19 protein-coding genes and 3 riboswitches are annotated in these 19,318 nt (G+C 45.8%); of the genes, 7 read left to right on the top strand and 12 right to left on the bottom strand.

Features of this window, described 5'->3' with window-relative positions; all coding sequences use genetic code 11:
* Positions 1–80: 80 nt before the first annotated feature.
* From HMPREF1535_RS06050 to HMPREF1535_RS06040, 3 genes are read right to left on the bottom strand one after another with little or no spacing between them, the layout of a single operon-like run.
* Complete coding sequence (locus tag HMPREF1535_RS06050) at positions 81–809, bottom strand: DUF6064 family protein (protein WP_046145586.1); 729 nt, start codon at positions 807–809, stop codon at positions 81–83.
* Positions 810–833: 24 nt separating this feature from the next.
* Positions 834–1,322, bottom strand: a complete 489-nt coding sequence (locus tag HMPREF1535_RS06045; protein WP_007655663.1) for a threonine/serine exporter family protein — start codon at positions 1,320–1,322, stop codon at positions 834–836.
* Positions 1,319–2,086: a threonine/serine exporter family protein gene (locus HMPREF1535_RS06040; protein ID WP_007655662.1), complete on the bottom strand. Its 768-nt coding sequence runs from the start codon at positions 2,084–2,086 to the stop codon at positions 1,319–1,321. The genes HMPREF1535_RS06045 and HMPREF1535_RS06040 overlap by 4 nt, the downstream gene beginning before the upstream one ends.
* Positions 2,087–2,222: 136 nt before the next feature.
* Positions 2,223–2,420: riboswitch (cobalamin riboswitch) on the top strand.
* Between the two features lie 59 nt (positions 2,421–2,479).
* Here HMPREF1535_RS06040 and HMPREF1535_RS06035 point away from each other — a divergent pair.
* The 5 genes from HMPREF1535_RS06035 (at position 2,480) to HMPREF1535_RS06010 (ending at position 8,455) form a co-directional block, all read left to right on the top strand.
* Entirely contained in the window at positions 2,480–2,695 is a 216-nt protein-coding gene (locus HMPREF1535_RS06035) for a cysteine-rich CWC family protein (protein WP_046146438.1), read from the top strand.
* Position 2,696: 1 nt separating this feature from the next.
* Entirely contained in the window at positions 2,697–4,211 is a 1,515-nt protein-coding gene (gene accC, locus HMPREF1535_RS06030; RefSeq protein ID WP_046145585.1) for an acetyl-CoA carboxylase biotin carboxylase subunit, read from the top strand.
* Between the two features lie 37 nt (positions 4,212–4,248).
* Complete coding sequence (locus HMPREF1535_RS06025) at positions 4,249–4,770, top strand: acyl-CoA carboxylase biotin carboxyl carrier protein subunit (protein ID WP_046145584.1); 522 nt, start codon at positions 4,249–4,251, stop codon at positions 4,768–4,770.
* A 1-nt stretch (position 4,771) separates the two neighbouring features.
* Positions 4,772–6,304, top strand: a complete 1,533-nt coding sequence (locus HMPREF1535_RS06020; RefSeq protein WP_046145583.1) for an acyl-CoA carboxylase subunit beta — start codon at positions 4,772–4,774, stop codon at positions 6,302–6,304.
* A 155-nt stretch (positions 6,305–6,459) separates the two neighbouring features.
* A riboswitch (cobalamin riboswitch) is annotated at positions 6,460–6,656 on the top strand.
* Positions 6,657–6,778: 122 nt separating this feature from the next.
* The gene (locus HMPREF1535_RS06010; RefSeq protein WP_046145581.1) at positions 6,779–8,455 is read left to right on the top strand and encodes a putative transporter; all 1,677 of its coding nucleotides are present in this window, start codon (positions 6,779–6,781) and stop codon (positions 8,453–8,455) included.
* Between the two features lie 102 nt (positions 8,456–8,557).
* On the opposite strand, the gene HMPREF1535_RS06005 is transcribed toward HMPREF1535_RS06010, so the two are convergent.
* The 9 genes from HMPREF1535_RS06005 to atpD are packed head-to-tail and all read right to left on the bottom strand — an operon-like array spanning position 8,558 to position 15,640.
* Positions 8,558–9,415: a F0F1 ATP synthase subunit gamma gene (locus HMPREF1535_RS06005; protein WP_007655661.1), complete on the bottom strand. Its 858-nt coding sequence runs from the start codon at positions 9,413–9,415 to the stop codon at positions 8,558–8,560.
* Positions 9,416–9,431: 16 nt separating this feature from the next.
* Positions 9,432–11,021: a F0F1 ATP synthase subunit alpha gene (gene atpA / locus HMPREF1535_RS06000; protein WP_010801515.1), complete on the bottom strand. Its 1,590-nt coding sequence runs from the start codon at positions 11,019–11,021 to the stop codon at positions 9,432–9,434.
* Positions 11,022–11,034: 13 nt separating this feature from the next.
* The gene (locus tag HMPREF1535_RS05995) at positions 11,035–11,577 is read right to left on the bottom strand and encodes a F0F1 ATP synthase subunit delta (RefSeq protein WP_046145580.1); all 543 of its coding nucleotides are present in this window, start codon (positions 11,575–11,577) and stop codon (positions 11,035–11,037) included.
* 3 nt (positions 11,578–11,580) lie between these two features.
* The gene (atpF, locus tag HMPREF1535_RS05990; protein ID WP_007655658.1) at positions 11,581–12,081 is read right to left on the bottom strand and encodes a F0F1 ATP synthase subunit B; all 501 of its coding nucleotides are present in this window, start codon (positions 12,079–12,081) and stop codon (positions 11,581–11,583) included.
* 13 nt (positions 12,082–12,094) lie between these two features.
* Positions 12,095–12,349 carry an ATP synthase F0 subunit C gene (gene atpE / locus HMPREF1535_RS05985; RefSeq protein ID WP_007655657.1) on the bottom strand — a complete coding sequence of 85 codons (255 nt, stop codon included), beginning with the start codon at positions 12,347–12,349 and terminating at the stop codon, positions 12,095–12,097.
* A gap of 50 nt (positions 12,350–12,399) precedes the next feature.
* Positions 12,400–13,458, bottom strand: a complete 1,059-nt coding sequence (atpB, locus tag HMPREF1535_RS05980) for a F0F1 ATP synthase subunit A (protein WP_046145579.1) — start codon at positions 13,456–13,458, stop codon at positions 12,400–12,402.
* Positions 13,439–13,867 (bottom strand): hypothetical protein, encoded by a 429-nt coding sequence (locus HMPREF1535_RS05975; protein WP_007655649.1) that lies wholly within the window; start codon positions 13,865–13,867, stop codon positions 13,439–13,441. The genes atpB and HMPREF1535_RS05975 overlap by 20 nt, the downstream gene beginning before the upstream one ends.
* A gap of 12 nt (positions 13,868–13,879) precedes the next feature.
* The gene (locus HMPREF1535_RS05970; RefSeq protein WP_046145578.1) at positions 13,880–14,116 is read right to left on the bottom strand and encodes a F0F1 ATP synthase subunit delta/epsilon; all 237 of its coding nucleotides are present in this window, start codon (positions 14,114–14,116) and stop codon (positions 13,880–13,882) included.
* 6 nt (positions 14,117–14,122) lie between these two features.
* On the bottom strand, positions 14,123–15,640 hold the full coding sequence (gene atpD, locus HMPREF1535_RS05965; RefSeq protein ID WP_046145577.1) for a F0F1 ATP synthase subunit beta: 1,518 nt from the start codon (positions 15,638–15,640) through the stop codon (positions 14,123–14,125).
* A 319-nt stretch (positions 15,641–15,959) separates the two neighbouring features.
* A riboswitch (cobalamin riboswitch) is annotated at positions 15,960–16,165 on the top strand.
* Between the two features lie 34 nt (positions 16,166–16,199).
* Between atpD and HMPREF1535_RS05960 the strand changes: the two genes are divergently transcribed.
* Together HMPREF1535_RS05960 and HMPREF1535_RS05955 are read left to right on the top strand one after the other, a co-directional pair.
* A complete protein-coding gene (locus tag HMPREF1535_RS05960; protein WP_046145576.1) occupies positions 16,200–18,200 on the top strand; it encodes a TonB-dependent receptor plug domain-containing protein in 2,001 nt (666 codons plus the stop codon).
* 17 nt (positions 18,201–18,217) lie between these two features.
* Entirely contained in the window at positions 18,218–19,318 is a 1,101-nt protein-coding gene (locus tag HMPREF1535_RS05955; protein ID WP_046145575.1) for a YncE family protein, read from the top strand.

Below are 19,318 nucleotides of genomic sequence, written 5' to 3'. Positions count from 1 at the left end.
ACAGAGAAAACAGGGGCGATTCCGGTCAATCGCCCTGTCTGTCGATAGTACGAAATATCTATAATTGCTTATTCGGATTGCTATTTGTCTTTCAGTAATTCGATAAACATGGTTGTCGTCAGTAATATCCCAATGGCAACGCAGACCAGGATAAGTAATAAGTTTACATATTTCGCATTCGGCTTCGAGCCGGTGTGCAGGTTGTTGGCGAAATATTCTTTGAAGAAAAGATATAACGCCGGGACGGAAGCACTGGCCAGCAGGAAATCTTCCGGGATATTGAAGTAATATGTTTTCGACAAGCCGATCAGCGACCAGTGTGTCAGAAACAGGACTATGAACATGTTGATATTCTTAGAGAAGAACAACAGGAGTCCGATGGTGAAAACAACGACCGAACAAGGCATGACCGGCGAAGTTATTTCCGGGAAAGTCAGTCCCCGTGCCATCGATATCAGCGGATAGATAAACGGCATGGCAAACAGGAAGTACGCCAACCAGTCATATTTGCGGGTACGTTCGAAAGTGGTGTATCCTGACAAGGCATCCCACCCCCATAGTATCGCCATGATCGCCCAGAATAAGGCCATCACTTCGTTGTAGCTGCGCTCGGCACAGTAGATGTAGTAGTAGATGACCGATATCCACAGATAGACGGCAATCAGATAGATTTTCATTCCGTTCTTTACCCACGGCTGAGGGTTGCGGGTCAGCAGGACGGTCAATATTATCCCGATCAGGATAATTCCCAGTTGCCATTCCCAGGTTGCTGCATTGTAGAGTCCTATCGTTTTCCAGAAAATTTCCATAGAGTTATTCGTATGCTGATGATTTTATTTGCGTCGTGTTAATGAAAAAGCCTTACCCGGCAGGAGGAAGATCGGCAGTGTCGCACCGACCGTCAGCATGAAGATCGCGGTGAAGGTAACGAAACCGTTCGACATGAACATTTCAATATATTTCGCTTTCTGTACCGGTTCGTCCATCGTCTGGAGGAACATGATCAGCGAGAAAACCATGTTGTAGGCAAATTTGCCTGGGATCATCGGCAATAAAGCCGGGATATAAAGCACTGTCATCGGGCAGTAAATCCTGCCTCCCAGCCACAAACTACCGAATCCGATCACCAATGCCCCGAACAGGGAGGCGGTGGCGATATCCACACCAAAGAAAGTCATCAGGCAGAATCGGCAGGCATGGCCTACGGCAGCCAGCAAGGCAATGTAAGGAAACGCCCGCATAGGTGGGTCGGAAATCGCACCGAAACCAATACCTGCAATGGCTGCAAAAAGTCCGTCTAAAAGAATATCCAATACTATCATATCAAATTATTTTTTACCATCATTAATGTGAAAGAAAGCCCGATCGCGATACAGATAATCAGCATCAGTGCATTGACCAGCCGGGCAAAACCGGTCAGTATATACCCTTCGACAATATCGATGACCCCATTGATCAGCGGTACGCCCGGTATCAGGAACAGGACGCTCGTTGCCAGTGCAATGTCCGAGGTCGTGTCGAATATCAACGCTGTAGAGGCACAAAGCGATGCAATAAAGGCCGATACCACGAAGATTATGTAATGATTGAATTTCCGTATCTGCATCTGTTGTTTCAGGAAAAAACCGGTGATAGTCGCAGAAAAGACAATCCCCATCGAAGTAATATCTCCCCCGAACAGGCGGCAGAAAGAGGCATTGGCAAAACCTACCAGTATCAGAACGAAAAGCGGATCGATGTGCGGGCTGGCGATAATCTCCTCATATTTATCTTTTAATTCTTCCAGCGACAAATGTTTGTCATACGTTTCCCAACTCAGAGCGCTCAGTTTGGCGTTCTTCTCGAAACTTATCGGAAGGGCGGGGATATCGATCACCTCGCTGTATGTTTCTTTCGTATCATTGTCGGAGATCGTCAGAATAATATTTTTCTGAAAAATGCTGATTTTAACATCAGCGCCATATGCTTCTCCTATTCGTTTGGAACTCCGGACTACCCGGGATGTGTGTACCCCGCATCCCATCATATGGGCGGAGTACTCTGCGATGAATTTGGCTACGGGTAGCAAAGATTCATTTCTACTCATGTCGTACTTTTTATATATGAACCGGATTCTATTCCGGAATGTTTCTTTTTGCTGGCTGAAAAACGGGCGATAAACCTAAACCGGGGCGCAAAAGTATAAAAAACTTATTTTATATCATTGTTTTGTCTTTTATTTTTGTAGTTTTGCACCGAAATGGTTCTGTATTTTTGATTCTGGAAATACAGATTAAAAGGGAATCGGGTGTAAATCCCGGACAGTCCCGCTGCTGTGAAGCTCTAATAACATTCTGAAAACAACTTATGCCACTGACATGTGTCGGGAAGGCTTCAGGATGGGAGTCAGTCAGAAGACCTGCCGTTCGTTAAAGGCTCATATCCTCGTGGGTTAGGATACGGGTTCGAAATGATTGTTTATTCTAAATTTATCAGATTTATGGAGAAAGATTGTCCGCGTTGTGGGGACTCTTTTGTTTGTCGGGTAGATGATATATCCGCCTGTCATTGTGTGCCTGTGAAATTGGATGAACTCCAGCTTGCTTATGTGAAGGTCCATTATCCGGGATGTTTGTGCAACTCCTGTTTGAATGAGATCAAGAAATATTTCTATGCCTGTGAGGTGAATCCCCGTTATAAACATTTAAAGCATTGATATGATACGGAAGATATTAATTGCAAACCGTGGCGAGATCGCCGTACGTGTGATGCATTCCTGCCGGGAGATGGGAATACAGTCTGTGGCTGTTTTTTCGGAAGCCGACCGGGCAGCACGACATGTACTTTATGCTGATGAGGCCTGCCTGATAGGGCCTGCTGCATCAAAAGATAGTTATCTGGATATTGAAAAGATTATCCAAGCGGCAAAAATTCATAAAGCCGATGCCATTCATCCCGGTTATGGTTTCCTTTCGGAAAATGCAGCTTTTGCCCGCAGATGTAAAGAGGAAAATATTATTTTTATTGGCCCGGCTGCTGAGACGATGGAGGCGATGGGCGATAAGATATCAGCCCGTAAGCGGATGATCGAGGCTGGTGTGCCGGTTGTTCCGGGAACGCAACAACCGTTGCTGGATGCTGCCGAAGCCGTTCGGATATGTAAGGAAATCGGTTTCCCCGTTATGCTGAAAGCCTCTATGGGAGGCGGAGGAAAAGGGATGCGACTGATCTATAAAGAAGAAGATATGGTGGAGGCTTATCATTCTGCCCGTTCGGAATCGTTATCGTCTTTTGGTGACGACACAGTTTATCTGGAGAAATTCGTAGAGGAACCTCATCATATCGAATTTCAGGTATTGGGTGACAATCACGGGAATGTAATCCATCTTTGCGAACGTGAATGTTCCGTTCAACGCCGTAATCAGAAAATCGTGGAGGAAAGTCCGTCTCCGTTCATCACTCCCGAGTTAAGAAAAAATATGGGTGAAAAGGCTGTTGCTGCGGCAAAAGCTGTCAACTATTCCGGTGCTGGTACCATTGAGTTTTTGGTGGACAAACATCGGAATTTTTATTTTCTGGAAATGAATACGCGTCTCCAGGTGGAGCATCCGATTACCGAGGAAGTTTTAGGCGTCGATCTGGTAAAAGAACAGATTCGGGTGGCTAACAACGAACCACTCCATATCCGCCAGGAGGAGATCGTCCAGCGCGGACATGCCATTGAATGCCGTATCTGTGCAGAAGATACAGAAGCCGGTTTTATGCCTTCTCCCGGTGTCATTAAACAATTGACAGAGCCGAACGGCATCGGTGTCCGTGTAGACAGTTATGTGTATGAAGGATATGAAATACCGGTTTATTACGACCCGATGATCGGAAAACTGATCGTTTGGGCGACAACGCGCCAATATGCGATCGAACGCATGCGGCGGGTATTGCATGAGTATAAGATTACCGGGTTGAAAACGAATATCGGTTACTTACGTCGGATTATGGATACATCCGACTTTGTGCAGGGAAAGTATGATACTTCTTTTATTGAAAAAAATGCCGGACAATTGCAACATCCCGTAGAAGAGGGTGGAACAGAGACTGAAAATATAGCTATGATCGCTGCCTATATAGATTATCTGGTCAATCTGGAGGAAAACAGATCCGGTCAGGCTTCCGACAATCGTCCGATCAGCCGCTGGCGTGAATTCGGATTACAAAAAGGAGTCCTGCGTATTTAATAATCGGCACATTAGCACTATTGAATAATTATTATTTATGGAAATACATATTGGAAAAAGAGTTGCGGATGTTTCGTTGGTCAGTAAAGATGGGAACAAAGTCCGGTTGACTATTGACGGTATCCTTTATGAAGTCGATGTCGTAATGGCCGAAAATGGCGCCTGTTCTATTTTGCACAACGGTGTTTCGTATAATGCAGAACTGATCCGCGGAGAAAGTGGTAAAAACTATACGGTGAATACCCATTTCCTCTCTTATGGTGTGGATATTGTTGATACGCAGGTGAAATATTTGCGTATGCGCAGGAATAGCGAAGAGCGGCAGGACAATAAGATTATTTCTCCGATGCCCGGCAAGGTGGTGAAGGTTGCTGTTCAGAAAGGCGACCGTCTCGAACCTGGCGATATTGTCGTAGTGATCGAAGCAATGAAGATGCAGAGTAATTATAAGGTAAGTTCGGCCTGCACGGTACGCGATGTACAGGTAAAAGAAGGGGATTCGGTGACGAGCAACCAGGTCCTTCTGACTTTGGATATAATAACAGACAAAGAGGATTAAAATGGGAAAAGAACATTTATATAAAACGTTTGAAGAACTGGATAAGGCAGCTTCATTGGGAGGCGGTATGGCACGCATAGAGAAACAGCATGAAGCCGGACGTATGACTGCCCGTGAACGTATTGACATGTTACTGGATAAGGGTACATTTGTCGAACTGGATAAGTTTGTCGTTCACCGTTGTACCAATTTCGGTATGGAAAAGAACAAAATAGCGGGTGACGGGATCGTTTCGGGGTATGGCAAGATAGACGGACGCCAAGTGTTTGTCTATGCTTATGACTTTACCGCTTACGGAGGAACATTGAGCGGAACGAATGCCGCGAAGATCGTCAAGGTGCAACAACTGGCATTGAAAAACGGAGCGCCGGTAATTGCCCTGAATGATTCGGGTGGTGCCCGTATTCAGGAAGGGGTCAGCAGTCTGGCCGGATATGCTTCCATTTTCTATCAGAATACGATGGCCTCGGGAGTGGTTCCGCAGATTTCTGCGATCCTCGGACCTTGTGCCGGAGGAGCCTGCTATTCGCCTGCGTTGACCGATTTTATTTTTATGGTGAAAGAAAAAAGCCATATGTTTATCACCGGTCCGGACGTGGTCAAGGCGGTTACCCATGAAGAAGTAGGAAAAGAAGAATTGGGTGGTGCTTATACACATAGTACTAAGAGCGGTGTTACTCATTTTATGTGTGATACGGAAGAAGAAACATTAATGAGTATCCGCGAATTACTCGGTTTTCTTCCGGCCAATAATATGGAAGATGCCCCACTTGTTCCTTGTACGGATGATATCCGCCGCGAAGAAGAATCGTTGCAGGAGGTGATTCCGGATGATCCGAATATTCCTTATGATATAAAAGATATTATTGAACCGGTGGTGGATAATCACTATTTCTTTGAGGTAATGCCGCATTTTGCAAAAAACATCGTAGTCGGTTTTGCCCGTTTAGGCGGACGTACGGTCGGTATCGTTGCCAACCAGCCGGCATTCCTGGCAGGTGTGCTGGATATCGATGCTTCGGATAAGGCGGCTCGTTTCATCCGTTTTTGCGATTGTTTCAATATTCCACTGGTTACTTTTGAAGATGTACCCGGTTTTCTTCCGGGATGTACCCAGGAGCACGACGGTATTATCCGCCACGGTGCGAAGATCGTCTATGCTTATGCGGAAGCGACCGTGCCTAAAATCACGTTGATTACCCGGAAAGCCTATGGCGGTGCTTATATCGTTATGTCGAGCAAACCGACCGGTGCCGATGTTAACCTGGCTTACCCTATGGCGGAGATTGCCGTTATGGGAGCAGAAGGGGCTGTTAATATCTTATATAGAAAAGCAACCGGGGAAGAGAAAGAGCAGGCAATGAAAGAATATGCGGAAAACTTCTCTAATCCTTACCGGGCTGCCGAGCAAGGATTTATCGACGAGATTATCATGCCGCGGCAGACTCGTTTCAAGCTGATACAGGCGTTGGAGATGGCAAAGAACAAAAGCCAGAGCAATCCGCCGAAAAAACATGGCAATATGCCATTGTAACGATTTGATTTTGTTGTTAGAATTATGAATGGTAAATCCCTGTCGACCGTGAGGCTGGCAGGGATTTCTGCTTATGTCATAGTTTTATAAATAAACAGGAACGTAAAAGTTTAAAAAACTTGTATTTATCATATTGATTTTGTCTTTTATTTTTGTAGCTTTGCCTCCGAATTGGTTTCGTGTTGTCTGTTCGGATGATACGGATTAAAAGGGAATCGGGTGTAAATCCCGGACAGTCCCGCTGCTGTGAAGCTCTAATAACATCCTGAAAACAACTTATGCCACTGACATGTGTCGGGAAGGCTTCAGGATGGGAGTCAGTCAGAAGACCTGCCGTTCGTTAAAGGCTGTTTTTCCTCGTGGGTTAGGGAAATGGTTCGAAAAGAATATTAATTCTAAAGTGTATGAAAATCATGGAGAAGCTTTGTTCGCGTTGTGGCGTGGAGTTTTGCTGTGCCTCAAAAGCGATTGACTATGGAATGGATTCATGAATTATTATGGGGAGAAGGTATCGGACATTCCATCCTTTTACTGTCTCTGGTTATTGCCATAGGGATCCAACTTGGTAAAATCAAAGTATTTGGAATTTCTCTGGGGATAACCCTGGTATTGTTTGTCGGTATTCTACTGGGACATTTTGGGTTTACAATCAATCCATCTGTTATTCATTTCTTTAAAGAGTTTGGATTGATCCTGTTTGTTTATTCAGTCGGCATGCAGGTCGGACCCGGTTTTTTCTCTTCTTTTAAGAAAGGGGGGATGACTTTGAATGGCCTGGCTTGCGGAATTGTCTTTCTCGGAGTTATGATGGCCTTGGTGATACATTTTGTGACAGGAATTCCTATTCCGACGATGGTCGGTATTTTATCGGGTGCAGTAACAAATACGCCGGGACTGGGGGCTGCTCAACAGGCATTTAGTGATATGACGGGGACTTCTGATGATACGATTGCATTGGGATATGCCGTTGCTTATCCGCTGGGGGTCGTCGGTATCATCCTTTCCATGTTGTTTGTCCGGTATATTTTTCATATAAGTTTTGACCAGGAGACGAAAAAGCTGGAAGAAGAGAATAATGTGCATAATAGTGAGGCCACACCTATATCGTTGATAGTGAAGAATCCGGCTCTTTTTGGCAGGAAGATAATGGAACTTGCCGCCCTGTTGGAGCATAGGGAATTTGTCATATCCCGTATTTGGCGTAACAAGACCAATAAAGTAGACATTGTTACCGGCAGTACGATTTTGGAAGAAGATGATAAAATATTTGTGATCACGACTGAACATGATGCAGAAACTATAAAAACCTTTATCGGTCAAGAGATAGAGATGGACCGTAAACAATGGATTCCCGCCGAAAGTGCTTTTGTCAGCCGCCGCATTTTGGTGACAAAGCCGGAACTGACGGGTACTAAACTGGGGGATTTGCAGTTACGCCGTTTGCATGGTATCAATGTAACACGTGTGAATCGTGCCGGAGTGGAACTGGTAGCAACACAAGGTTTGCAATTGCAGGTTGGTGACCGTGTAACCGTAGTCGGTAGTGAACTGGCTGTCGATAAGGTGAGTATGATATTGGGTAATTCGATGAAACGTCTGAATGAACCGAACTTGATTCCAATATTTATCGGTATCGCTTTAGGTATTATTCTGGGAAGTATTCCAATTAGTTTCCCAGGGATTCCTCAACCTATCAAGCTGGGTTTGGCAGGTGGTCCGTTGGTTGTCGCTATCCTGATCAGCCGTTTCGGATACCGTTATAAACTGGTTACTTATACTACCCAGAGTGCCAATCTGATGCTCCGGGAGATTGGTATAACTATGTTCCTTGCCTGTGTCGGGCTGAGTGCCGGGGATGGTTTTGTGGATACTATCGTGAATAAAGGCGGATTTGCCTGGATTGGTTACGGTTTTATTATAACAATGCTACCTTTATTAGTCATCGGATTGATTGGCAGGTATTTTTTTAAACTGAATTACTATACGTTGATGGGATTGCTGGCTGGCAGTACGACGGATCCTCCCGCTTTGGCTTATGCGAATGCAACGGCGGGAAATGATGTTCCGGCAGTAGGTTATGCTACAGTTTATCCGTTGACAATGTTTTTACGTGTACTAACTGCCCAATTAATGATATTATTCTTCTATTAAGTATTAGATTTGGTTGTTAGAAATTGTTCAATAATAATTTTAAAGCCAGGAGCCCCGCCGAAGTGATTCGCCGGGGCTTCGTTTATTTATCGATGTAAAAGATTATTGACCGCTTCCTCCCATAATATCCAGCAATTCATTGGTGATGGCCTGCTGGCGGTTTTTGTTGTATTGCAACGTCAGTTCCTGGATCAGGTCGTTGGCGTTGTCGTTGGCTGTCTGCATGGCAAGCATGCGGGCGGCATGCTCGGAAGTGACAGTGTCGAGCAAGGTCGTGTAGATGTTCAGATGGAGCACTTTGGGGAGCAGTAGGGCCAGCAACTGTTCGGCAGACGGCTCCAGAATATAGTTGCTCGAAGCACTTTCCGGGTCTGCTTCCGGTAAGGAAACCGGAAGGAAAACCTTTTCGGTCAGTATCTGCTCCGCCATATTCTTGAAATGATGGTAGAGTAGTTCCACCCGGTCGACCTGGGCAGAGATATACAACTCCATCAGGGCAGTTGCCAGTTGCGAAGCATCCTCGTAGGCCGGTTTGTCGCCGATCGTAAGGAAGCTGTCATTGGTCTGATAACCAGCTTTATGCAATTCGTCCGCCACCTTTTTGCCGATCGGATAAATGCGCACGGTTATACCGTCCGCCTCATACTGGTGGAGACGGACTGTTAACTCTTTCCATATGTTCGCATTGAAAGCGCCACACAACCCGCTGTTGGAGGAAAAAGCGACAATAGCCACCTGTTTGACCTCGCGAACAGCTGCGTAGGGCGAACTCATATCACTTTCAGCCGACAGCGTGCCCCTTAATATGGCGCTCAGCTTACTCTCGTATTCGAGCATATGTTCGACAATCGTCTGCGTATGATGCAGTTTGGCAGAAGACACCATCCTCATGGCGGAGGTGATCTTCTGCGTGTTTCTGATCGACGCAAGACGGATTTTTATCTCTTTCAGTGATGCCATAGTCTAATTTCTGTTATCAACCTGCTTTATATGCCCCGCTGACCTGGTGGGCTGTTTCTTCCAGGATACGGCTGACTTCATCATTTATCACACCCGATTTTAGTATATCGAGTACGTCTTTCTGATGATTGGTGATCAGAGTCTGTAAGAACGCATTCTCAAAATCGTGTACCTTATCCAGCGGAACCTCTTTCAGTAAACCTTTGGTGCCGCAATACAGGATAGCGATTTGCTGTTCCACAGGCATCGGGTTATACTGGGGTTGTATCAATAGTTGTGTATTTTTCTGTCCTTTGTCGATCGTGAAGGCGGTTACCGCATCCATATCGCCGCCGAATTTTGTGAACGATTCCAGTTCGCGGAACTGTGCCTGGTCGATTTTCAGCGTACCGGCCACCTTCTTCATCGCTTTCAACTGTGCGTTACCACCCACACGGGATACGGAAATACCCACGTTGATAGCCGGACGGTTTCCCTGGTTGAACAGGTCTGTTTCCAGAAATATCTGTCCGTCGGTGATGGAAATTACGTTGGTCGGGATATAAGCCGACACGTCGCCCGCCTGCGTCTCGATAATCGGCAGGGCAGTGAGCGAACCGCCACCTTTTACCTTATCTTTCATGCTATCGGGCAGGTCGTTCATCTGGCTGGCTACTTCCTGTTGGTTGATGATTTTCGCTGCACGTTCCAACAGGCGTGAATGCAGATAGAAAATATCACCCGGATACGCCTCGCGGCCCGAAGGACGACGAAGGATCAGGGATACCTCGCGATAAGCGACTGCCTGTTTCGACAAGTCATCATAGACAACCAATGCATGACGTCCGCTGTCGCGGAAATATTCGCCGATGGCAGCTCCGGCAAAAGGAGCGAAATATTGCATGGCAGCCGGGTCGGAAGCAGTGGCACTGACTACGATCGTGTAATCCATCGCCCCTTTTTCCTGTAAAGTGTTTACCAGAGAAGCGACTGTAGAACCTTTCTGTCCGATCGCCACATAGATACAGTAAACCGGATTACCGGCTTCATAATTACTGCGTTGATTGATGATCGTGTCGATGGCGATCGAGGTTTTACCAGTCTGACGGTCACCGATAATCAATTCACGTTGCCCGCGTCCGATAGGGATCATGGCATCTACGGCTTTGATACCAGTCTGTAAAGGTTCGTTTACCGGCTGGCGGTAAATAACGCCCGGAGCTTTTCGTTCCAGCGGCATCTGGCATTTCTTTCCGACAATCTCGCCTTTACCGTCGATCGGGTTACCCAGCGGATCGATTACACGACCGATCATGTTTTCGCTTACGTTGATGGAAGCGATGCGACGTGTACGTTTCACCGTGTCGCCCTCTTTTACCTGGTCGGTCGGGCCGAGCAATACGGCACCTACGTTGTCTTCTTCCAGGTTCATCACGATGGCTTCCATTCCGTTGTCGAATTGCAACAACTCATTGGCTTCGGCATTGTCCAGCCCGTAGATACGTGCAACACCGTCACTGACCTGAAGCACAGTGCCCACCTCTTCCAGATGGATCGTGGTGTTGATACCTTCCAGTTGTTCGCGTAAAATGGCGGAAACTTCACTTACTTTTATCTGGTCTGTCATACGTTTTTCTTTTTTAATTTTTTTCGATTAGCTGATTTCTGATTTCCCGCAGTTGCCGGGCGTAGCTGGCATCTATCCGGGTATTACCGATACGGAGCACGAAGCCACCGATCAGTTCCGGCTTGATCACTCCCATGAATTCGATGGTGTTGCCGGTTTCTTCCTTCAGCCGTTTCTTTAAATGTTCCTGTGTCGCTTCATCTACCGGAGCCGGCGTCTTGAACAACACACGGGTGATCTTTTTGTCTTTCCGGTACATATGGATATAAATATATGCCATTAGCGGTAACAAGCTCTCTCTCTTGTGCTGAAGTACCAGGCGGATAAAACGGGTGAACAACTCGCATACTTCCAGGCCGGCGGCGGTAGTCAGCAACTTTACTTTCTCCTCCAGGGGAAAGATGGGGTTGTCGAGCACCGTTTTCAGTCCCGGCTCTTGCTCGAAACTGATGGTCAGCATCTTCATGTCATCATATACCCGGTCCTCCTGCCGCTTGTCTTTTGCCAGCGAAAAGAGTGCTTTGACGTACCGGGAAGAGATTGTACCTACGTCCATATCTTATGATTTACTAAACGAAACATTGTCGAGCAGCCCGTTGATGATCTTTTCCTGTTCATCGGTACGGCTGATTTTCTCTTTCATCACTTTCTCTGCAATGGCGACTGACAGGTCGGCGATTTCGGTGCGGACTTCGCGGATGGCTTTGTCCTTTTCTTCCCCTATCCGGCGTGTCGCTTCCTCCAGTTGCAGATGTGCCTCAGCGGATGCCTTTTGCCGGGCTGCGCTGATAATCTGTTCTTTTTCGGCCAGGGCTTGTTTCAGAATCTCATTCTGCTGCTCTCTTGCCTGGGCAAGAATCTTTTCGCTTTCGGCCTGGATGCCGGCAAGTTGTTCGTTTGCCTGGCGGGCCGATTCGAGGGAATGATCGATGTATTCTTTCCGTTGTTCCACGGCTTTGATGATTACCGGGAAACCATATTTGGAAAGAATAACAAAGACGATTCCGAAAGAAAGGATCATCCAGAATAAAAGCCCTGCGTCTGGTGTGAGCAATGACATAGTTTACTTTTATTTATTGGAACAATCCTAAGAAACATACTACGATCGCAAACAGGGCAACACCTTCTACCAATGCACCCATGATAAGCATGGACGTACGGATGTCACCGGCTGCCGACGGTTGGCGGCTGATACCTTCGACGGCACCTTTACCGATCAATCCGATACCTATACCTGCACCGATAGCAGCTAATCCTGCTCCTACTGTTGCTCCAAGTTTAGCGATGCCTGCACCGGCTGCTGCTTGTAATAAAATTGCTGATAACATAACTCTCAATCTTTAAAATTAGTAATCTTATTATTAATAAATATATTTGTTCATTCCCGTACTTTGGCCAATCCGATATAGTTGGCCGACAACAGGGTGAATATATAGGCCTGAAGGCATGCCACCAGCAGTTCGAGACAGTTCATAAACACGGTGAACAATACGGATACGATTGTCATCGTGCCGTTTATGGCTGTTCCCATCGAGGCGGTGATGAATATCAGGCAAGTCAACGCCAGAATGATTGTATGTCCGGCCATGATATTGGCAAACAGACGGATCATCAGGGCGAACGGCTTGGTGAGTATGCCGAAAAATTCCACGAAGGGCATGATCGGCAACGGTAACTTCAGGAAGATAGGGGCATTGGGCCAGAATATCTCCTTCCAGTATTCCTTGGTAGCGAACAGGTTCACTGCCAGGAACGTACATAAAGCGAGCATGGCGGTAATGGTGATATTACCGGTGATATTGGCTCCTCCCGGGAAAATCGGAATAATACCGATCAGGTTGTTTATCAGGATGAAGAAGAAGACCGTCAGCAGATAAGAAGAGAAAGGCTTATATTCTTTGCCGATTCCTTCCTTCACTACGCCGTCATGTATGAACATGACCGCCATCTCCATCAACCCGGTAAATCCTCCGGGGGCTTCATACGGATGCTTTTTATACCAACGGGCGGTACGCAGCACGATGAAAAGCAGTAAGCCGCAACTGAGAAGCAGGCCGCATACGTTTTTGGTAAGTGACAGGTCCCAGGGCTTTACTTCTTCGCCTCTGCTGTTTTTTTCTACCACCTTTCCGGCATGTTTCCCTTCCTTGGCGATGTAATAGTTATGATGCACATTACCATGATGCAGGTGTGAGGAGAGGAACAAGTCCCATCCGCGTTCTTCGCTTTTCAGCAGGACGGGCAGCGGTATGGAAATCTCTTTCCCGTTCCACTCCGTGATGTGCCAGGTGTAGGCATCCTTGATGTGTGAGAATACGATATCCTGCACATCTACCTCACCTTGTTTCGCATCCGTGGAGGCGTTTACCGGAAAGCTGATGCAAACCAGTAACAAGAAAGTAAACCAAAACAGGCCGTTATTTTTTATTCTGTTCATCTTTTTCTTTTTTCTCACTAATCATTCTCTTTTTCTCAAACAGATACAATGTATATGTTTCCAGTACAAGATAAATGAAATAGAACAACATCATCGTGAAGCCGAAGGCTTTCAGGTTCTGTCCGACCAAAGCGGCATAAAGCCACAGGAAAACCAGTGCGAGCGTGAATTTGCAAAGGCGGACTACCATATAAGTAACGACCGTGACGTCTCCGTGTTTCCGTTTGACATGATCCAGAAAATAGATCATTAACATACTGCTTAACCAGTAAAACACCGGTATCGACGGATACCACTCAAAATAATGCGAAGGCCAGATGGTGTATAACAAGCCTCCCAGGGAGACGCCGATAACTACATTAATAAAGGTAGTCAAGCCCATTAGCTTCATTCTTAATCTACCGCTCATGATCGTATTTTTTTATTCGATGCATACGGACAGGATATCGTCTTTTATCTCGACGAATCCGCTCTGTATTTTTATTTCTTGTTCTTTCTTTTCATCTGTCTGGTACCGGATAACGCCTTCTTCCAGGGCTGCGATCATCGGAGCGTGATGGGGCAGGACGTCGAACGAGCCTGCCGTACCCGGAAAGGATACATAATCTGTCTCTCCTTTGAATAAAGCGCCACCAGGGGATATGATTTCCAGTTCCATACGTTTTTAATTTGCTTGTTCTGCCAGTTTCTTTCCTTTTTCAATCACATCTTCAATCGTTCCTACATTCAGGAAGGCCTGTTCAGGGATATCGTCGGTTTCACCGTCCATGATCATATTGAATCCGCGGATGGTGTCTTCGATAGAGACCATTACGCCCGGTACGCCGGTGAATTGTTCCGCCACGGCGAAAGGCTGCGACAGGAAACGTTGTACACGGCGGGCGCGGTTAACCGTCTGGCGGTCCTCGTCCGAAAGTTCCTCCATACCCAGGATAGAGATAATATCCTGCAACTCCTTGTTACGCTGGAGTATCTGTTTCACACGCTGTGCCGTTTCGTAATGTTCCTTGCCTACGACCAGCGGGTCGAGGATACGGGATGTCGATTCCAGCGGGTCGACTGCCGGATAGATACCCAGTTCGGTAATCTTACGGCTCAGTACGGTGGTAGCATCCAGGTGCGTAAAAGTTGTTGCCGGTGCCGGGTCGGTCAAGTCGTCTGCCGGCACGTAAACAGCCTGCACGGAGGTGATGGAACCTTTTTTCGTAGAGGTGATACGTTCCTGCATGGCTCCCATTTCGGTAGCCAGTGTCGGCTGATAACCTACTGCCGACGGCATACGTCCCAACAGGGCGGATACTTCGGAACCGGCTTGCGTGAAACGGAAGATATTATCTATAAAGAACAGTATATCGCGAGTCTCGCCTTCCGGAGCCAGGTCGCGGAACGATTCGGCGATGGTCAGTCCCGATAGAGCGACCGACGAACGTGCTCCCGGCGGTTCGTTCATCTGTCCGAACACCAGTGTCGCCTGCGATTTAGCCAGTTCTTCGTGATCTATCTTCGACAGGTCCCAATGACCGGCTTCCATACTTTCCTTAAATTCTTTACCGTAACGGATTACATTCGACTGTATCATTTCGCGCAGCAGGTCGTTACCTTCACGGGTACGTTCACCCACGCCGGCGAAAACAGAAAAACCGTTATTCTTTTTGGCAATGTTATTGATCAGTTCCATGATAAGAACCGTCTTTCCGACTCCGGCGCCACCGAACAACCCGATTTTACCTCCTTTGGAATAGGGTTCCAGCAGGTCGATCACCTTGATGCCGGTGTAGAGCACCTCTTTGGTGGTTGTCAGATCTTCAAACTTCGGCGGCTCACGATGGATAGGGAGAGCTCCTTTTTTATCCAGCATTTTCATCCCGTCGATCGGATCGCCTGTCACGTTCATCAAACGCCCCTTTACCTGATCGCCGACCGGCATGGTAATGGGCGAACCGCATGATACGGCTTCCATTCCTCGTTGCAGTCCGTCTGTCGTATCCATAGCGACTGTACGGACTGTGTTTTCCCCAATGTGTTGCTGAACTTCCACGATCAGTATTTTCCCATTAGGACGGGTTATCTCCATGGCGTCATGAATACGGGGTAGCACTATTTTCTCTTCTTTTTCATTATCGAAGTGAATATCCACGACTGGACCGATAACCTGCGAAACATAACCTTTTGTTTCTCCCATACAATTCTTTTTAAACCTCGTCAATATATTTTTTCAACCGTGCAATATTACGAAAACAACCTGTCGGAAACCCGAACATATTACTTTTTTGGCTTTTTTGCATTTAGTTAAACTTTAAACTAATTTTATAGTCATTCTGAAATGAACCAATTGTTTTGTGATATGGAACAATTTGAGGAAAAATTACGCTGTTTTTTGAAGAATAAGGAGTGGCATTTTGTGTGCGGAGTGGTTTGGGGGATGGTGGTCTGATCTGTTAAATTATATTACCAGGAGTAGTATTTTAAATTATCAGGTATAGTAATTGATATTATTTGTATTTTTGTCACCGGATTATGGTGTAACGGTTTGGCTTCCGCTGACCGTTAGTAATAGGGAATCCGGTGCAAGTCCGGAACTGTACCCGTAGCTGTAAGTTCTGCAACCCCGGCAAATCTTGTTGCCACTGAGGATTTTAGGATCCTTGGGAAGGCGGCCGATCATGGGAGAACAAGTCAGAAAACCTGCCATTATTCTATATATACAATGCCTCGGGTAAGGTGTTGATGGAACTTGATATATGCGTACATTATTTATTATAGTATTTATATGCCTGACAGGCATATTTCTGTGCGTGCCTGTTCTGCACGCACAGCAGATCGATACGACTGTTTATCACCAGCTGAAAGGTGTTGAGGTCGTGGAAAAGGCGCGTCCTTCCACAACCCGCGAAGCTACACCTTTACAAGTGATGGACCGTTCGGGTATCGAACGGCTCGGCATACAGGATTTATCGGAGGCTGTTAAACGTTTCTCCGGTGCTACCGTGAAAGATTACGGTGGGATAGGAGGACTGAAGACGGTTTCAGTCCGTAGCCTGGGAGCACAACATACGGCTGTCAGCTATGACGGCGTAACGATCACGGATGCCCAGAGCGGGCAGGTGGATATCAGCCGCTTCTCGTTGGATAATGTGGAGATGATCTCACTGTCGATCGGGCAATCGGATGATATTTTCCAGACGGCACGGATGTATGCGTCGGCAGGGGCGTTGAGTGTGAAGACACGTAAGCCTGTATTCGATGGAAAACCGATGAATCTTCAGGCGAAAGCGAAAGGTGGTTCTTTTGGCTTGTTCAACCCGATGCTTCGTTATGAACAGAAGATAAGTAACCGCTTTTCCGCTTCTTTACATGCCGACTGGCTAAGTGCAAAAGGGGAATACCCTTTTACTTTGGTAAACGGAGATGTTGTAACGGAAGAAAAAAGGAAGAACAGCGATATCCAGGCACTTCGCCTGGAAGGTAATCTGTATGGCGACCTGGGTAAGGCGGGAGCATTGACCGGTAAGGTCTATTATTACGATTCCGAACGCGGACTCCCCGGTTCGGTGATATTATATAGCAACAGTAACCGGGAACGCTTGTGGAACAATAATTTCTTTACTCAGTTGCAGTATTCCAACAAATTAACGGACAATTTATCTTTACAGGCACATGCCAAGTATAATTACTCTTTCAGCAAATACCGTGATGTAAGTAATAAATACTCAGGAGGTAAGCAAGAGGATTTGAATACCCAGGAAGAGTATTACGGTTCGGTAGGCGTACTTTATTCACCCTGGAAGAACTTCTCAACCTCTCTTACGACTGATTTAGCCCATAATATGCTGGATAATAATTTTATGAATGCCCCGCAACCCAAGCGTTTGACTTCACTGTCGGTATTATCCGCCCAATATAAGAACTCGATGTTTACAGCAACAGCCAGTTTGCTGGGCACTTATATGACCGACAAAGTAAAGGCGGGCGATAAACCGGCCGACCGCAAACGTTTGTCTCCTGCGGTTAGCGTATCGTTGAGGCCTTTTCCCGATAATGCCTTTCGTGTACGTGCCTCTTACAAAGATATTTTCCGTGTTCCGACTTTCACCGATCTGTATTATCTCCGTATGGGGAATACGAACCTGCAACCGGAAAAGGCTACACAATATAATCTGGGGCTGACCTGGAGCGGGGAAGCTGGGAATCTCTTTCGTTATCTGAGTTTTTCGGCCGATGGTTATTATAATAAGGTGAAGGACAAGATTGTTGCTATTCCGACGATGTATATATGGAAGATGATGAATATGGGAGAAGTCGATATCAAAGGTCTGGATGTGAATTTCTCATCTGAAACCTCTCTGCCGGCAAAGATGACCTTACTCCTCTCTGCTACATATAGTTTTCAGAAAGCAATCGATATAACTGATCCTGATGCAAAAAATTACAAGGATCAGATACCATATACTCCGAAACATTCGGGAAATGCATCGTTGACCTTGGAGAATCCGTGGGTCAACGTCTCTTATAGCTTGACTGCGGCGGGTGATAGGTATGCTTTGCCTCAAAACATAGAAAGCAACCTGATTGCCGGATATGTAGAACAGGGAATATCCCTTAACCGTGAGTTTGTGGTAAAAAAATGTAAGTTGCGTTTGCAGGGAGAAGTGATTAACCTGGGTGACAAAACATATGATATTATTCAATACTATCCAATGCCGGGACGTTCCTGGCGTTTGAGTGTGAGTATAGTTTATTAATGATAAATAAATAAGTGATGAAAAAGAAAAATTTGCTGTATGTATCTGCACTTTGTGCTTGTATGTCTTTCTCCTTTATTGGTTGTAGTGATGATGATGATAAACAGGAAATCCCATCTCTTCCGGAACAGATTTCTTTGAATGGAGTCTATGTGTTGAATAGTGGAAACAAAGGGAATAATAACTCTTCGTTGTCATTTTATGATTTCGAGACCAAAAAGGTAGAAGCGGATATCTTTAAGAAAGTCAATGGACGCGGATTGGGAGATACAGCCAACGATATCCTGGTTTATGGCTCAAAGGCTTATATAGCTGTCACTAATTCTAATACAATAGAGGTGACAGACTTACAAGGAAAGTCTTTGAAACAAATTGTTTCCGATGGCGATCCGTTACAGCCGCGTTTCTTTTCTTGTTATAATGGAAAAGTGTATGTATCATTGTATGGTGGTTATGTAGCTCGTTTGGATACAACTTCGCTCACAATTGAAAGTAAGGTGAAAGTAGGACGTAATCCGGAACAGATGGCTATAGCTAATAACAAATTGTATGTAGCAAACTCTGGTGGTGCGGATTTTAACACCGCTGTGGGATATGATAAAACTGTCTCTGTCGTTGACCTTCCTACTTTTAAAGAAAAGACTAAAATAGAAGTTGTCACTAATCCGGTGAATTTGCTGGCTGATAGTCAGGGTGACGTTTATTTGGTTTCTATGGGTAACTACGGGGATATACCTAATACATTTCAGAGAATTGATTCTAAAACAGATGAAGTGACAACAATTACGGAAACGAATGCAACGGAATTTGCAGCTGTAGGCGATAAACTTTACATCATTTATTCACAGTATGATGCTAACTGGAATCAGACTATTTCTTATCTCTGTTATGATGCAATAAACGAAAAGGTAATCAGCACTGACTTTATTACGGATGGAACGGATATTAAAAAGCCTTATAAAATAGGTGCTGATACCCCGTCAAACTATGTTTTTGTGACTGAGTCTAATTATTCTACAAATGGAGATGTGTACACATTTAATCCAGCCGGTAAGTTACAGTTTAAATTTGAAGCAGGTCTGAATCCTATAAAAGTGATTTCGGCTGGTAATAAATAA

It is taken from the genome of Parabacteroides goldsteinii DSM 19448 = WAL 12034, from assembly GCF_000969835.1.
Classification (GTDB): domain Bacteria; phylum Bacteroidota; class Bacteroidia; order Bacteroidales; family Tannerellaceae; genus Parabacteroides; species Parabacteroides goldsteinii.
The sequence above is the reverse complement of the archived record's forward strand: the minus strand, read 5'-3'. Positions and strand labels throughout refer to the sequence as shown.

What these genes read in the sequence shown, in the direction of transcription:
- HMPREF1535_RS06050 (WP_046145586.1), bottom strand. Translation starts at nt 809, where the DNA reads ATGGAAATTTTCTGGAAAACGATAGGACTCTACAATGCAGCAACCTGG.
- HMPREF1535_RS06045 (WP_007655663.1), bottom strand. Translation starts at nt 1,322, where the DNA reads ATGATAGTATTGGATATTCTTTTAGACGGACTTTTTGCAGCCATTGCA.
- HMPREF1535_RS06040 (WP_007655662.1), bottom strand. Translation starts at nt 2,086, where the DNA reads ATGAGTAGAAATGAATCTTTGCTACCCGTAGCCAAATTCATCGCAGAG.
- HMPREF1535_RS06035 (WP_046146438.1), top strand. Translation starts at nt 2,480, where the DNA reads ATGGAGAAAGATTGTCCGCGTTGTGGGGACTCTTTTGTTTGTCGGGTA.
- accC (WP_046145585.1), top strand. Translation starts at nt 2,697, where the DNA reads ATGATACGGAAGATATTAATTGCAAACCGTGGCGAGATCGCCGTACGT.
- HMPREF1535_RS06025 (WP_046145584.1), top strand. Translation starts at nt 4,249, where the DNA reads ATGGAAATACATATTGGAAAAAGAGTTGCGGATGTTTCGTTGGTCAGT.
- HMPREF1535_RS06020 (WP_046145583.1), top strand. Translation starts at nt 4,772, where the DNA reads ATGGGAAAAGAACATTTATATAAAACGTTTGAAGAACTGGATAAGGCA.
- HMPREF1535_RS06010 (WP_046145581.1), top strand. Translation starts at nt 6,779, where the DNA reads ATGGAATGGATTCATGAATTATTATGGGGAGAAGGTATCGGACATTCC.
- HMPREF1535_RS06005 (WP_007655661.1), bottom strand. Translation starts at nt 9,415, where the DNA reads ATGGCATCACTGAAAGAGATAAAAATCCGTCTTGCGTCGATCAGAAAC.
- atpA (WP_010801515.1), bottom strand. Translation starts at nt 11,021, where the DNA reads ATGACAGACCAGATAAAAGTAAGTGAAGTTTCCGCCATTTTACGCGAA.
- HMPREF1535_RS05995 (WP_046145580.1), bottom strand. Translation starts at nt 11,577, where the DNA reads ATGGACGTAGGTACAATCTCTTCCCGGTACGTCAAAGCACTCTTTTCG.
- atpF (WP_007655658.1), bottom strand. Translation starts at nt 12,081, where the DNA reads ATGTCATTGCTCACACCAGACGCAGGGCTTTTATTCTGGATGATCCTT.
- atpE (WP_007655657.1), bottom strand. Translation starts at nt 12,349, where the DNA reads ATGTTATCAGCAATTTTATTACAAGCAGCAGCCGGTGCAGGCATCGCT.
- atpB (WP_046145579.1), bottom strand. Translation starts at nt 13,458, where the DNA reads ATGAACAGAATAAAAAATAACGGCCTGTTTTGGTTTACTTTCTTGTTA.
- HMPREF1535_RS05975 (WP_007655649.1), bottom strand. Translation starts at nt 13,867, where the DNA reads ATGAGCGGTAGATTAAGAATGAAGCTAATGGGCTTGACTACCTTTATT.
- HMPREF1535_RS05970 (WP_046145578.1), bottom strand. Translation starts at nt 14,116, where the DNA reads ATGGAACTGGAAATCATATCCCCTGGTGGCGCTTTATTCAAAGGAGAG.
- atpD (WP_046145577.1), bottom strand. Translation starts at nt 15,640, where the DNA reads ATGGGAGAAACAAAAGGTTATGTTTCGCAGGTTATCGGTCCAGTCGTG.
- HMPREF1535_RS05960 (WP_046145576.1), top strand. Translation starts at nt 16,200, where the DNA reads ATGCGTACATTATTTATTATAGTATTTATATGCCTGACAGGCATATTT.
- HMPREF1535_RS05955 (WP_046145575.1), top strand. Translation starts at nt 18,218, where the DNA reads ATGAAAAAGAAAAATTTGCTGTATGTATCTGCACTTTGTGCTTGTATG.